At 38.3% G+C, this 14,443-nt stretch carries 17 protein-coding genes; 11 read left to right on the forward strand and 6 right to left on the reverse strand.

Going from position 1 to position 14,443, the window contains the following annotated elements; all coding sequences use genetic code 11:
* Window positions 1-58: 58 nt before the first annotated feature.
* Together TOL5_RS03715 and TOL5_RS03720 are read left to right on the forward strand one after the other, a co-directional pair.
* On the forward strand, window positions 59-223 hold the full coding sequence (locus TOL5_RS03715) for a hypothetical protein (protein WP_009585208.1): 165 nt from the start codon (window positions 59-61) through the stop codon (window positions 221-223).
* A gap of 150 nt (window positions 224-373) precedes the next feature.
* A complete protein-coding gene (locus TOL5_RS03720; protein ID WP_004830121.1) occupies window positions 374-526 on the forward strand; it encodes a hypothetical protein in 153 nt (50 codons plus the stop codon).
* A gap of 25 nt (window positions 527-551) precedes the next feature.
* Here TOL5_RS03720 and TOL5_RS03725 read toward each other — a convergent pair whose 3' ends face one another.
* The 5 genes from TOL5_RS03725 to TOL5_RS03745 form a co-directional block, all read right to left on the reverse strand.
* Window positions 552-1,751, reverse strand: coding sequence for an NAD(P)/FAD-dependent oxidoreductase (locus TOL5_RS03725; RefSeq protein WP_121775022.1), 1,200 nt, complete (start codon window positions 1,749-1,751; stop codon window positions 552-554).
* 74 nt (window positions 1,752-1,825) lie between these two features.
* The gene (locus tag TOL5_RS03730; protein ID WP_121775023.1) at window positions 1,826-2,695 is read right to left on the reverse strand and encodes a 1-aminocyclopropane-1-carboxylate deaminase/D-cysteine desulfhydrase; all 870 of its coding nucleotides are present in this window, start codon (window positions 2,693-2,695) and stop codon (window positions 1,826-1,828) included.
* A 115-nt stretch (window positions 2,696-2,810) separates the two neighbouring features.
* On the reverse strand, window positions 2,811-3,938 hold the full coding sequence (locus TOL5_RS03735; RefSeq protein ID WP_009585241.1) for an HlyD family secretion protein: 1,128 nt from the start codon (window positions 3,936-3,938) through the stop codon (window positions 2,811-2,813).
* Between the two features lie 74 nt (window positions 3,939-4,012).
* Entirely contained in the window at window positions 4,013-5,665 is a 1,653-nt protein-coding gene (locus TOL5_RS03740) for an MFS transporter (protein ID WP_042086343.1), read from the reverse strand.
* 11 nt (window positions 5,666-5,676) lie between these two features.
* Window positions 5,677-6,225 carry a TetR/AcrR family transcriptional regulator gene (locus tag TOL5_RS03745; protein WP_009585243.1) on the reverse strand — a complete coding sequence of 183 codons (549 nt, stop codon included), beginning with the start codon at window positions 6,223-6,225 and terminating at the stop codon, window positions 5,677-5,679.
* Between the two features lie 235 nt (window positions 6,226-6,460).
* Between TOL5_RS03745 and TOL5_RS03750 the strand changes: the two genes are divergently transcribed.
* The 5 genes from TOL5_RS03750 (at window position 6,461) to TOL5_RS03770 (ending at window position 9,574) form a co-directional block, all read left to right on the forward strand.
* Window positions 6,461-7,102: a D-Ala-D-Ala carboxypeptidase family metallohydrolase gene (locus tag TOL5_RS03750; RefSeq protein WP_121775024.1), complete on the forward strand. Its 642-nt coding sequence runs from the start codon at window positions 6,461-6,463 to the stop codon at window positions 7,100-7,102.
* A 70-nt stretch (window positions 7,103-7,172) separates the two neighbouring features.
* Window positions 7,173-7,811 (forward strand): hypothetical protein, encoded by a 639-nt coding sequence (locus tag TOL5_RS03755; protein ID WP_121775025.1) that lies wholly within the window; start codon window positions 7,173-7,175, stop codon window positions 7,809-7,811.
* Between the two features lie 99 nt (window positions 7,812-7,910).
* Window positions 7,911-8,672, forward strand: coding sequence for a class I SAM-dependent methyltransferase (locus TOL5_RS03760; RefSeq protein WP_121775026.1), 762 nt, complete (start codon window positions 7,911-7,913; stop codon window positions 8,670-8,672).
* A 58-nt stretch (window positions 8,673-8,730) separates the two neighbouring features.
* Window positions 8,731-9,291 (forward strand): hypothetical protein, encoded by a 561-nt coding sequence (locus tag TOL5_RS03765; RefSeq protein WP_121775027.1) that lies wholly within the window; start codon window positions 8,731-8,733, stop codon window positions 9,289-9,291.
* A 103-nt stretch (window positions 9,292-9,394) separates the two neighbouring features.
* Complete coding sequence (locus TOL5_RS03770; protein ID WP_005033683.1) at window positions 9,395-9,574, forward strand: NF038215 family lipoprotein; 180 nt, start codon at window positions 9,395-9,397, stop codon at window positions 9,572-9,574.
* Between the two features lie 64 nt (window positions 9,575-9,638).
* Here TOL5_RS03770 and TOL5_RS03775 read toward each other — a convergent pair whose 3' ends face one another.
* Window positions 9,639-11,258 (reverse strand): oleate hydratase, encoded by a 1,620-nt coding sequence (locus tag TOL5_RS03775; RefSeq protein ID WP_121775028.1) that lies wholly within the window; start codon window positions 11,256-11,258, stop codon window positions 9,639-9,641.
* A gap of 399 nt (window positions 11,259-11,657) precedes the next feature.
* Here TOL5_RS03775 and TOL5_RS03780 point away from each other — a divergent pair, with 399 nt between their 5' ends.
* The 4 genes from TOL5_RS03780 to TOL5_RS03795 all read left to right on the forward strand — a co-directional run bounded on the left by TOL5_RS03780 (window position 11,658) and on the right by TOL5_RS03795 (window position 14,157).
* Window positions 11,658-12,281 (forward strand): LysE family translocator, encoded by a 624-nt coding sequence (locus tag TOL5_RS03780; protein ID WP_035300835.1) that lies wholly within the window; start codon window positions 11,658-11,660, stop codon window positions 12,279-12,281.
* A gap of 141 nt (window positions 12,282-12,422) precedes the next feature.
* A complete protein-coding gene (locus tag TOL5_RS03785) occupies window positions 12,423-13,094 on the forward strand; it encodes a CsgG/HfaB family protein (RefSeq protein WP_004830104.1) in 672 nt (223 codons plus the stop codon).
* Window positions 13,095-13,108: 14 nt separating this feature from the next.
* A complete protein-coding gene (locus tag TOL5_RS03790) occupies window positions 13,109-13,486 on the forward strand; it encodes a DUF4810 domain-containing protein (RefSeq protein WP_121775029.1) in 378 nt (125 codons plus the stop codon).
* Window positions 13,483-14,157 carry a DUF799 domain-containing protein gene (locus TOL5_RS03795; RefSeq protein ID WP_004830101.1) on the forward strand — a complete coding sequence of 225 codons (675 nt, stop codon included), beginning with the start codon at window positions 13,483-13,485 and terminating at the stop codon, window positions 14,155-14,157. Before TOL5_RS03790 ends, TOL5_RS03795 begins: the two co-directional genes overlap by 4 nt.
* Window positions 14,158-14,443 lie beyond the last annotated feature (286 nt).

Raw genomic sequence — 14,443 nt, forward strand, 5'->3', positions numbered from 1 at the left:
ATCAGGATTAAAGCTTGATCGATTTTTTATTCTAAGGTCAAAAATAAGGGAGATTGAGATGTCCAAGAAAAAGCCAAATAATTTTATTGCTCCAATTGTGATCGCAGGTATTACGGTTGGTTTTTTAGCAAGTGCATATAAATTTGTTTTTGCAAAACCGAAGAAGCAACAAGCGGATTATGTTGAAAAACAAGATGAATCTCAAAATAAATCCCAACCGTGATTGATTAGGCATGTGTGAAGTTGTTTATATGATGTTTTTCTTGAAAAGAGATAGACATCGGCTGATTTATTGTCTAAATTTAAGTCATTCATATGCAAGAAGTAAAACACCAATCGAGCTGAATAAAAGTCATTTTTAAAGGAAATAGAAATGAAAATAATCCACTTTGTACAAAAAATTCATCAGTCTTTATTTGCTAAAAAAGACCGACAAAATAGTATGGATTTGGCGATTCAACGTGTGACCCAAAAACAGCAAATCCAAAATCAACTTATTTTGTTTAAAACCGACTATTTAGAATAATTGGATAAATTTGAGTGAGGATGGATTAAACATATTCAGATGCGGCATGTGCTGAAGCCCATGCCCATTGAAAATTAAACCCACCGAGATGCCCAGTGACATCCAGGACTTCACCAATAAAAAACAAACCTTTTTGCTTTTTACTTTCCATGGTTTTGGAAGAAACCTCAGTAGTATCTACCCCACCTAAAGTCACCTCAGCTGTTCGATAACCTTCTGTACCCGAAGGTTTGACCTCGAATTGATGTAATTGCTTGGCGATGTGCTCAAGCTTTTCATCACTGAGTTGTCCGATGGCTGTTTCTGCCCATGTTGACCAAACCAGATTTTGTAATTCAATCACCACACTTTTAGGTAAATGTTCAGCCAGTAATGTTCTTAGCAAAACTTTAGGCTGAGTTTGTTTTTTTGCCTTGAAGAAATCAAACAACCCGAGACTTGGTAAAAAATCGATATTAAATGTTTGTCCTGCATTCCAGTAGTTAGACAGTTGTAATGAACTTGGACCACTTAAACCACGATGGGTAAACAATAAGGCTTCAGTAAAACTATTGAGGTCGTTGGAAAGTGTTGCTTCAACCGCGTTACCACTCAGACGTGTGGTCACTTCTTTAAATTGATCTGAAAATGTAAAGGGGACTAAGCCAGCGCGTGTTGGAAAGATGTGATGACCAAACTGTTTAGCAATTTCATAGCCAATCCCTGAGCCTCCTAAAGTGGGTATAGATAAACCACCTGAAGCAACCACAACAGACTCAGCTTGAAAATAGCCTATATTGGTTGCAACCTGAAAATGACCTTCCGCACTACACGTTACCGCTTTGACTTCACAACTGGTTTTGATGTCAACCAAATGAGTTTTTTCACATTCCTTGAGTAGCATAGCTAAAATTTCTTTGGCGCCATTCAGGGTAAATAGTTGTCCGTGTTTACGTTCTTCATAGTCGATGCCATATTCGCAAACCAGACCAATAAAATCCCAATTGGTATAACGACTAAGGGCAGAAATAACAAAATGCGGATTATGTGAAATAAAATTGTCAGGTTCGACATAAAGGTTGGTGAAATTACACTTTCCACCACCAGACATGAGGATTTTTTTACCGACTTTATTGGCTTTCTCTACGACCAAGACTTTACGTCCACGTGCAGCAGCTTTAGCTGCAAGCATTAAACCTGAAGCACCTGCACCAAGGACTACCACATCGTATTGGTTCGAAGACATAACACACTCATGAAAATGACAAGCAGGGGATTATAGACAAATTTAGGCAATTTTTCAGAACAATTGTTAGTGTATTATATTGTGAGACGCCCTTGTAAACCGCCAGTATGAATCAACAGAATTCTGCTGTTTTCGACAAAATAGCCTTTAGAGATTAGATCAAATATCCCATAGAACATTTTCCCTGTATAAATATGTTCCAATGGTAATTGATACTCTTGCTCAAAATTATGAATGAATCTGAGTAATTCTGGTGTTGTTTTGGCATAACCACCACAACAATATGCATCGGTAAGTGACCAATTGGTTCGCTGGGTCCACTGTTGGATCTCTTGTTTAAGAAAATCTCCTTTTAAAGCTGAGAAGCCGAGAATATGCTGTTCAGGCGCGCTGCACTCAATAATGCCTGCAATTGTTCCGCCTGTACCGACAGCACAGCAAATCACATCATATTGAGTGTCGTCTTGAGGCTTTAAAATCTCCTGACAACCTTGTATTGCCAAAGCATTTGTACCGCCTTCAGGAATAATATAGGTATCGGGATACTCAACTTGGAGTTGCTGATTAAATTCAGGATCTTGCTTTAACTTGTAATTTTCACGTGAAACAAATTTAAAATCCATGCCCATTTGTTGAGCAAGCATGAGGGTGGGATTATATGTTTTACTGGCTAATTCCTCACCACGAATGATTCCAATACTTTTAAAGCCAAATAATTGTGCTGCATAAGCTGTGGCGGCAATATGATTGGAGTATGCACCACCAAAAGTCAGAATTTTTTTAAAGCCAAGGCGTTGAGCTTCAACGAAATTATATTTAAGTTTAAAAAACTTATTGCCAGAAATATTTGGATGAATTTGATCAAGACGTCTAACCGTGAGTTGCACAGAACAAGCTAAGTTTAAGTGCTGGTCAGAAATTGTTTGGGCAATAGGATCAAACATCGTCATTTTAAGTACAGGAAAGTGTATTTACAGGCTAGTTTACCCAAATCTGCCCAGAGGAATAAAGAATTGAGTAAACATACTTGGTAAAACACTATTTAGTTATCTCTATTGACTATGATTGTGTATCAACAGAAGTCACTACAGACATTCCAGGTCGTAAAAACTCTAGACCTTTTTGATTTGGATCAATCGCAATCCTGACTGAAATACGCTGTACAACTTTGGTGAAGTTTCCAGTGGTATTGTCGGGTTTCAATACGCTAAATTCAGCACCGGCAGCAGGCGAAATTTGTTCAACGTGACCAGTAAATTTTTGATGCTTCATTGCATCCACCGTAAAGCTTGCCTTCTGTCCAATACGCATATCCGCGATTTGAGTTTCTTTAAAGTTGGCAATCACCCATGTCTGTTGTGGAATCAGATACATTAACTGTGTTCCTGCTGAAACATATTGTCCGACACGAGGTGTAACTTCACCTAACTGCCCATCCATTGGCGCTGAAATTACACTATAGTCTTTAGTCGTTACGGCTTGGTCAAATTGTGCTTTGGCATTGGTCACTTGTGCTTTGAGCCCTGATTCAGCAACTTGTGCTGTTTTTAAGGCTTCTTGAGCGACTAAAACGTTTGCCTCAGCCTGCTTTAATAATGCCAAATTGTTTTTTACATCTGCTGCGGCTTTGTCCTGTTCGGTTTTAGAGGTCGCACCACTGTTGCCTAATTGTTGATAACGACGAAGTTGTGCTGTAGATAACTCATAGCTTGCTTTGGCTTGTTCCACTTTGGCTTGTGCCGCCACAATATCAGCTTTGCGCTGTTCAATCGCTTGGCTTTGATTGGCTAAAGTTGTATTGGCTTGGTCAACACCTGCTTCAGCCTGAGTAACTTTTTGATCATAAGTGGTGGTATCAATATGCATCAATGCCTGACCTTTTTTAACGTGATCGAAGTCAGTGACCAAGACATCTTTGATATAACCATTAATTTGCGAAGATAGAACAGTCGTTTTACCCTTGATATAGCTGTTATCAGTTGACTCTATTGCACTGTCAAATGGACCAATTTTCCAAGCACGCATAATTACCGCGATCCCGACCAATAACACCAAAAACATAATCAATAAGGTTCTTTTGGCGGTAGGAATTAATTTACTGGATGGCGGTGGCGTTACAGCTGCTGCGGATGCCTGCTGTGCAGGTGCTGGCGTTGCTGGTTCAGTTGGTTTTTGATCTTGTGACATAAGAGTTCTCAAATATTTTTAATGCATAGAATGACGTCATGGGGTATTGAATTGATAAAACTCATGAGCGTTGTCTAACTGCTATTGAGGGCTTGTTGCTGTTTTTTGAGTTGGTAACGTGTCCAAGTAATATTAAAACTACTCCAAATCAACAGTAAAATGGCAAATATTCCATTTAATGCAATCACATCATTATACGCGCGTACCTGAGCTTCACGTGTCACAATCTGGTTAAGGTTACGATAAGCTTGATTCTGTTCTAACGCTTGATCAATTGTATATTTATTGGCAGATTGCTGATACAAAGCAAGACGCTGTACAACTAAAGGGTCTGTTGGCGATAAATCACTGACGATTTCTGCACGATAATTTTGTGTACGCAATTGTTGATAGGTTGAAAAGAACGAATTTCCAATTAAGCCACCAAAACTTTGTGTTGCTGAGAATAGCACCACAAAAGTAACCATATGCGTTGGACCTTTTTGTAAGACACTGATAAATCCTGTCAATAATAAAGGACCAATAAACATACCACTGGCAAAACCCACGATAAACTGACTTCGATAGAAGTTTTCTGGTCGCACATCACTGGTCAGGTGATAATCCAAAGCACAAGCGATCAGGACCAAAATCACAGCACCGACCAGATGCCATGAAATTCGTTCACGTTTAAAGGTCAATGCACTAAAAATAGTCCCCGAAGCAATTCCTAAAAAAATCACGCTATAAAGTGTAACGAACTGATCTGGACCCATGCCCATGGTCTTTAAGAAATTTACAGCAGCATAGCTTTGCTCTGACATCAGTAAACGAATTGCCAATGCACCAAAAACAAATTTTAATGTGCTCGCTGAACCCAGCCAACGGGTAATAATCAATGGATTAACCCGGTAATGTTCATAGGTCAGCCCAATAATAATTAGGCTAAATCCTGCAATGAGAGCATAACCCAACCATTTAACTTCAAACCACCAAAGAATAGGACCTTGGCTAAGTACGATACAGAGTAGGGCAAATCCTGGGGCTAATAGGGCAAAGGTCAAAAAATCTTGCTTTTCAAATACTTCAATTCTTAAACTACGCGGCAGTTTTAAAGAGACCACCATCGCCAAACAACAGATCGCCAAACCCAGCTCAAAGGTATATAACACCACCCAGTCATTGACATCGACCAGTGATGGAGAAATGATCCAAGCCAGTGGAATGCCCAACTGTTGGAAGCCCAGTGCAAGATAGATTCCACGTCCGAAATTTTCCCGTCGAAAGGCTTGCATAATGTAGTACATACCCAGTGAGCTGAGAGGGGCTGCAACCAGACCACTGATGACACGAACAAACAGTGCCATTTCAAACGTATGAACAAAAATATGTAAAACCAAAACACAGATAAACAAGACCAATCCGATTTCGGAAAAAAGCCGTAGACCATATTGTTGTCTTGCTTTAAACAAAATCATGTTGGAACTGATATTCGCCATGACATAGGCCGCAGGAATCCATGCAGCTTCTGACGGAGTGAGCGAATATTCACCTTGAATCAGGGGGAGGTTTGCGGTAATAAATCCATTACTTAAACTTCCTGAAATTGCCACAAATAAGCCAATAAAAAAATAAATCAGTTTTTTATAAGTTGGATGTGCAATAACAGCAGGCGAACCGGGTAAGGTTGGACGTTCTTCAGGCGTCCAATCGGGTGCAGGTTCAAGTATACGTGGTGATTTATCCATAGCAGTCCCAATTACGCCTTGATACCATCAATCAGCAAATCAACAGCTCTTGTGGCAAGTTGCACTTGTTCCTCATCAGTGAGACCTTGAAATGAAGCACGCAAAATTCCTGTAATCAGTGCATAGTCTTTTGGGGTGAGATCAGGACGGCAAATTTGATGTGCAATTGCTTGGTCAATCAACGGTTGTAAAATTGCATCTCGCCGTTGGTAGATATCCACCATCACTGGATCATTACGATCTATCACACGCCAATATTCCATTAAGGCGGTCAGATAAGGTAAATTCTCAACATGATTACGAATCAAACGAATCAGACCATCTGGATATTCGGAAAAACTTTTTGCCCGTTCATCTAATCGAGTCAGAGCTTGTTCCATTAACGCAACCACCAGTTCTCGACGATCTTGAAAGTTACGATAGAAAGTGGCTCTGCCTACTCCAGCCTGATCAATCACTAACTGTAGAGGCGCACGTATCCCTTGTTTGCGGAAAATTGTGAGAGCAGCATCGAGTAAATCCTCACGATTTTGTGCTGCCTGTTGTTGGCGTTTACGCATAGCGATAGAGAGAGTTAATTTTATAGTGATATTTAACGGACATTTTTGTCCGTTGTAAATCATTATCTGTGTGATTTTTTGTAAAGTCAGCGCTTATTGTGGATGGGATTGGTTAGAATATCTTTGTGATTCAAATCATAACTAGTCAAAATCCAAGTTTTTATTTATTTATTTTTTAAAATAAAACAATACGTGTGCTGTCATTGTGAAAAATTCTAAATTAATATTCATCATTATGGGCTGTATCAGTTGGGTGACTTTGAATGGCTGTACACCATCTGAAAAAAATGCTGAACATTCATCGTCTTCAAAAAAAACATCAGAACAACAAATTGAACAACAATTCAAAGTTTGGAAGGCTCAACAAGACCCTCATTTATTGGCAGATTATTATCAATTTATATCGCAGTATCTAAAACATCCGCCAAGCTTAATGGAACTTACCACGACTCGAAACTATATGCCTGAACAATGCTATCCCAAACGTTTTGCTGTTCCTCCCAAAGCTTATTGGAAAAACGTGGTGAGTAGTTTACAACTGGTGGAAAAGTTAAATCGTAATGGATATTTTAAAACCTATACCATCACAGCGATCTATCGTGCACCTGAATTAAATAAGTGTGTTGGCGGTGCAGGGAAGAGCAAGCATTTAAGTAATTATGCGGTAGATTTTCACGTATTGTCTCCTAAAGAAACGGTTGAAAAAGATCGCGAATTATTGATTAAAAAAATGTGTCATTTTTGGAAAGTAGAAGGCAAAAATTATAAAATGGGGCTAGGGGTGTATGGGAATAACCGCTACCATATTGATACCCAAGGCTATCGAACTTGGGGGAAAGACTATAAATCGAAAAGTTCAGTATGTTTAAAAAATTAGAATAGTATTTTAAAATCAAGCATCATGAATGTGTTTATATTTAAAAATGCTTGGACTTTAGGAAAGTGATATGTCAAGAATAATAAAGAATTGTTTATTTGTAATCAGTGTCTTAACCAGTGGTTTGATTTTTGCACAGAGTAATGCCGCTGTCGAAGTAGATACTGAACAAGATCAGATTTTGGGACATGCAGGAAAGGTGAAAATTAAAGCAGAATCATGTGCTAAGGACAATTATATCTGTGATTATGTACTGTATGACGCCAAAGGCAAGCGTGAGGTATTACTAGAACAATGGAGTAAAACCGCACATGTTTATCAGTTTAATCCCAACTTAATGGGTTTTCTGATGGGAGCAACGGGTGGTGATCATAACCTTATGGTGGTGAATGATAAAAACCAGCAAAAAGATTATGGTAGTTTTCTTGCTATGAATGCCTCACAGAGCTGTTTTGTCACTTATGAATCAAATTTAAAAAATATGCCAAATTCCTTGGTTTTTTATAGTGTTCCTGATTTTCGAGTCCGTTTAGTGCTCAACAATAAAGTGCCTCAATTCAAACAATTCAGTTATCCAACCACTGCAAATTTTAATGATAATGGCGATTTTTCTTTTAATTATAATATTAAAATTGAAGGTGAAATGGGCATGCAAGATGTCATTATTCAAAACCCATGTCAGTCCGATTATCGGGTCATTATGAGTTAGGGTTAATAAAATAAAGTTATTAATTTTATTAAAAAGCATCATTTTTATTTTTGAATCAAGTTGACTATTGTAGATTTATTCAACCAAAAGGAATCTATTATGGTCACTCAACATCAAGTCAATCAAAAACAATATCAAACTAAATCAGAAGCTTATTTAAATAGTGCTGTACATGCTCAGGGGGACGAGTTTGCAAAAATGCAAAACTTAATCCAACAGCATGACTTTAAGCGGGTCTTGGATTTAGGTTGTGGGGGTGGGCATGTGAGCTATCAAGTTGCACCCATTGTAGAGCAAGTAATTGCTTATGATATTACCCCCGAAATGGTCAATCTTGTGACCACGCAATCTCAACAAAAGGGATTTGATCATGTGGTTGGACAGGTTGGTGCAGCAGAACAATTGGATTTTCCTGCAGAGCATTTCGATTGTGTGATTAGTCGTTATTCTGCACATCATTGGCAAAATATCACGCAGGCACTCCATGAAATTTACCGAGTATTGCGTGTGAATGGCAAAGTGATCATGTTTGATATTATTGGTAACTCCAATCCTGTCTTAGATACCTTTATTCAATCCATTGAAATGATTCGAGATCCAAGCCATGTCCGAAACTATAATTTATCTGAATGGATGGCTTTTGTGGAACAGGCAGGCTTTAAAGTCGAAATCATTGAGAAACAAAGTTTAGCGTTAAATTTTCGTAGTTGGGTAGAGCGGATGCAAACACCTAAAGATGGCATCAGCACGATTCGTTATTTGCAATCTACAATATCAGATCAGGTACGCAAATATTACCAAATTCAGAAGGATGGCACATTCACCAGTGAAGCGGTATATTTGGTATTGAGTAAAATTTGATTTATACACCATGTCAAAAATAACAATGAAAAGATGCTTAATCATAATATTGAGCCTGATGTTTTACACAGTAAATAGTCATGCTGAAACATTTAAACGTAGTGTGGCAAACATTGGGCAGTTTTCTGTTATTCAAGAATCATGTGATGAGGATGCCAATAAGCATTGTGATTTTGTGCTGTATGAAGGTGATGATTACAGACTACCTTTGGTTGTGGATTGGGAACGAGGTTTAAATTTTGAACATCAGACCAACGATTTTTTGCATTTAAGTTATGGGTATACCTTCAATCTTCATCATAGTTTGTTTATCTCCAAAGATGGTGTAGTTCAAGCCTTGGATGATGTTGTTGCGGTAGATGAAAAGTCGGGGTGTATTGCTCGATTTGAGTTCAAAGATGCACCTACAATTATTTTTCAGAAAATGTTTCGCTCGACAGCACTCAATAAAATACAATTAAAACCTAATGAATATCCCCAAGCCGAATCTGTATGGGTGGATGCTTCGCAGTACTTTAGTGATATGAAATTTGATGAACAAGGACGTTTTAATTATCGTTATGCCAATAAAAATGCTGAAGAAATCACTGCTTACTTGAAACACCCTTGTAAAGAATAAAGTTTTAGACCAATAGAAAACATTTGAAATAAAAAAAAGCTGTATTTTTAATCAAAACTGTTATGCTCAAAGGATAAATAAAACAAAAAGTAGAGGAGATGCTATGAAAAAGCTATCCATGGGTTTGAGTGCAATATTGGTGGTGTTGTTAGTTGGATGTGAAAAAAAACCTCCTACACCGACCAAGACTGAAGTTCGCTCCATTCATATTGCAGGAATGCCAGTATATGAAAAAGATTACCGCTTAACTGCTCGCGATACACCAACCGAAATACAACCATAGAAGCGTATTTTGAAAATATTCAACCCACAGATCAAAGTTGATCTATGGGTTGAATTAAATTGACTTAATGAAAGACTGTTTCTAATGCTTTTAATCCGACTTTAGGATCAAGTAAACCATTATAAATATCGGGAATTTCACGTTCTACGCCAAAAAATGCATAAATTGCGAGCATTGCACCACGAATTGAATATTCAACAGTAAAAACAACATCATCTTCAATTTCAACGAATTGTCCCAAAAAGGCAAAGTTTTTAGAACCTTGAGGAATCACTTGAGGGCGATCACCAGACTTGCGACAAGCAAATAATGCTGATGCATAAGGCATCATTGCTGTTGTCACTGTGGTATTCGCTAATACATGTTCGAGAATATCATCAAAACCAAGTTGTTGAATCAGCTCAGTAAGGATCTCATTGCCTGTGGCTTGGGACATCGGCTTTTTGATGTAATCCCCATTTTGATCAATTTGGAAACCATAGCCCCAAAGTGTAAATGTGCCTTGAGGTAAATCAGCAAAATGTGGTTGGGCTGGGACAACAATCGATAAATGCCAACCAGACTCAAACCAAGTCATCAATGCACCTGTGCCAGGTTGATTACCGGTATATTCAATAATCCGATTTAACAGCACATCATCATGCATGGTGAGGGTGAAAGATTCCCATTTATGTTCATCGATGTTGCCATAAAAAGTCATTGGACGACCAAAGTCAGGCGCTTTTTTTGCCAAGGTTTCCCACAATGTCCAGCCATGATCAAGACGATCACGAATAAGTGCTGGCACATCATCATTGCCACCATAACGGGAATCAGCTGTAATCGAACCTAAAGTAAATATAGCCAGATCATTTTCTTTTAAATCGATTTGCTCAGCACCTTCAGGGAGGTTGATATATAAGCGTGTCGCTCGTCGTTCTGAGGTTTTCTCATCGGTTTGGAAATCAGCATCAGTTACATAATGTCCAAAACGAACATCGACGCCTTGCTCTACCAGCCAGCGTTGTAATGGTAAAATCATTGAGTCATATTGGTTATATTTGGTTCTTTTTACGCCTGCGAGCGTATGAATACGGGGCAGTTCTTGAATAAAGCGTAGAAAATAGCGACGCAGTTCTGCTGCACTGTGCCATTTCTGGAAAGCGAATGTTGTACGCCACATACGCCAGAAATTTGTTTCAAAGAAGGTTTCATCAAAGAATTCATCTATACGACGACTGCCAATTTTTTCTTCTTTTGATGCCAATAAACGTAACATTTGTGCACGATGTAAGGTATTTAAACCCAGTTTAGATGCATCAGAAATAACATGTTGTGCATTGATCAAGCGAGCTTGGGCATGAGTTTTAATCTGCTCATTGAACTCACGACACTCTTCACGAACAGAAATATCAGGATTTTCTAAAGACGGAATACTGGAAAACAAATCCCATAGACATAAATAAGTTTCATCAGTAAGCATACGTCCACCGCGAGTGACCCATGCTTGAGATGTATTGGGTGTGTGTGCACCATCCATAGATCCACCAGATACATCCAGTTCTTCTAGGATATGAATATTTTGAGCAGGAACCTTGGCATCACGGATCGCAAATGCAGCTGCTGCCATACCTGCGATACCACCGCCAACAATCCAAAGATGTGCTTGTTTAGCATCTAAATGATTAGGTTTATAGTTGTTCATTTTTACCCCTGAATATGAAATTTTGATGATGTATAAATTAAAACCATAGTTTTATTATGGGTTTTTATAGCTTAAAAAAGAGTGAAAAGGAAAGTTATTTTTTGTGATCAAAATCTTCAGTTTTATGGATTTTCAGAATATTTCAACGCGATCTATTAATTTTTTGATATGATACAAGTTATTGAAAAATAATTTTTTATTGAGCTTTTGCTCTAAAATGAATCAAAGCTATTGTATTTGAGAATAATTCACAACTGTATAGAACAAAGTGGCTGAATTCGATATGGTTTTAAACTATAGAAAAACTTCATAGTGAAATAATCAATTTTTTTGTATCTTCAAAAAACGCTTGTGGCTTAAAATAAGCTTCTTTAAATACTCTTTGTGACGAGGTAACTCTTGGAATCGTTATTGATTTTAGGCTCTATTGCGCTAGCGTTAATGTTGGGTGCAATCAGTCCTGGTCCTACATTTGTGTATGTCGCTAAAAATTCAATTGCGATTTCTCGTAAACACGGATTATTTACAGCATTGGGTACAGGAACTGGTGCAGCATTATTTGGCTTTCTTGCAGTGATGGGCTTACAAGCCATATTACTGGCAGTGCCATCTGCCTATTTAGTTTTAAAACTCTGTGGTGGGCTGTATTTACTTTGGCTGGCTTATAAAATTATAAAACATGCCAAAGATCCAATAGAACAAGCATCTGGCTCTTCGTTTAGTATGAGCTATCAACAAGCTTATCGCTTGGGTTTGATCACACAGTTGAGTAATCCTAAAATTGCCATTATTTTGGCGAGTATTTTTACCGCACTTTTACCTAAAGAAATTCCAACCTATTATTATTTTGTTTTACCCATTTTGTGTTTCTTTATCGATGTTGGGTGGTACTCCTTGGTTGCTGTTGCATTGTCAGCAGAAAGACCACGCCGTGTATATTTAAAATTTAAGAAAGTATTTGACCGAGCTGCTGGCGGTGTGATGACTGTACTGGGGCTAAAGTTGATTTTTGGATTGAAATAATCAAGTGATTATTCTATAAAAAACAGCGCCTGTTATTGAAGTTCTTTTATTTTGTTAATTAAATTAAATAGTTAATTTAGTATTTGCTTGTTATAATTGGCTTGAAAATTATAATGGCTTTGACCATAGAGAGATGTAACCTTGAAAAAAATATTATTTATTGCTGCCCTAAATGGGTTAGTTCTGAGTGCTTGTTCAACCACTGAAACTTCAAAAACGATTCAAGCACCGCAAGTGACTGCTGCGACGACAACGATGAAATATACTGGCGTTAAAACACCAATCTCGATTGGTAAGTTTGATAATCGCTCAAGCTATATGCGCGGCATTTTTTCTGACAATGTTGATCGCTTAGGTGGTCAAGCAAAAACAATTTTAGAAACGCATTTACAGCAAACAGGATACTTCTCTGTACTGAATCGAGATAATCTTTCTGAATTACAACAAGAAGCTGGATTTGGTAAGGCTGCTCAGTCGATTAAAGGTGCTCGTTTTGTTTTGACTGGAGATGTTTCTGAGTTTGGTCGTAAAGAAGTGGGTGATCATCAATTATTTGGTTTACTTGGTCGTGGCAAGACACAAATTGCGTATGCAAAAGTCAATATCAATGTGGTGGATGTAAAAACTGCAGAAGTTGTACATTCTGTGCAGGGTGCAGGTGAATATGCGCTGAGTGAACGAGAAGTTTTAGGTTTTGGTTCAACCGCATCATATGATTCAACACTTAATGGTAAGGTTTTAGATTTGGCCGTTCGTGAAGCTGTCAATAATCTTGTGAATGATATCCAAACCAACAAGTGGTCAACACAATAGGTTTGAATCAACCCATGAAAATTGTTTTATTCTTGATCAGTTGCTTGGCGACCTTAAGTTTAGTCGGCTGCGCTTCTGCACCAAAGTCTCTATATCGTTGGGGAGGATTTCCTCAACAAACTTACCTGATGTTGAGCGTTCCTGAAAAGACTTCACCTCAGCAGCAAATTTTGCTGCTTGAGAAAGATATTGAAAAAGCAAAAGCCAAAAACGAAGCAGTACCGCCTGGTTTATATGCACATTTGGGTTTATTAAACTTAAATATCAATAATGCTCCACGTGCAATTGAGTATTTTGAATTGGAGCGTCAAGTTTACCCTGAGTCCACAGTATTGATGGATCGTTTACTTAAGAAAATGACCACTCGATCTGTTGAGGTTAAGACGCCATGAAGAAAATGAAACAATTGCTGATTTTGAGCTGTTTCGCGATGCTTTTTACTGGCTGCGCAGTGGCACCCAAAAACAACCGAGATTTGGCTGCATATCATGCGCATCAACCTAAGTCGATTTTGGTACTACCACCCATTAATAACTCGCCTGATACGCGTGCAACTTATGGATATTGGTCAACGGTGGCACTTCCAGTTGCTGAGGCGGGTTATTATGTGTTCCCCATTTCTGTGGTTGATACCATGTTTAAAGAGAATGGGGTCACCAATGGATTTGATGCGCAAGCAATTGCTCCTCAAAAGTTAAAAGAGATTTTTGGGGCTGATGCTGCACTTTATATCAAAGTCAACGAATATGGTTCTAAGTATCAGGTGATTCAATCTGTTTCGACAGTTGCTGTAGAAGCAAAGTTGGTGGACCTCGCATCTGGAACTTTACTTTGGCAAGGTGAGGAGCGACTTCAGCAATCCAATGATAATAGCAATGCAGGTTTACTAGGGGCTTTAGTGGGCGCTGTGGTGGATCAGATTTCTAATCACTTATCTGATAAAGCTTATGCCTTATCTGGTGTTGTGAGTTCGCAGTTGTATTCCCCTAATTTAAGCCAACAAAAAGGCTTGTTATACGGACCAAGATCGCCCAACTTTACTCAAAATACAGTAAAACCTTAGGGTTCTGTGGACATTTCATAAATGGGTTGCGTTGTAGGTTAAAATTGAGCAGGTATGAGGAGTATACTCCGCAAGGAAATGAAGAGAATAGCGAGACTATTTTTAAGTTTCATAACGTAGCCTGAGATAATTTTAGCCACAACCCTTCGGGACTAGCGTGTTTTTTGTCGCTTCGTCGTTACGAACTACTTATTTAGAATGACTAAATTTCGTATTTCGTGCCTAGAATCGCCTAAAAAACACACCTAGTCGCAAACATAGACGAATTGTCCACAGACCCTAATAA

This window comes from Acinetobacter sp. Tol 5 (assembly GCF_019702905.1).
GTDB lineage: Bacteria > Pseudomonadota > Gammaproteobacteria > Pseudomonadales > Moraxellaceae > Acinetobacter > Acinetobacter bereziniae.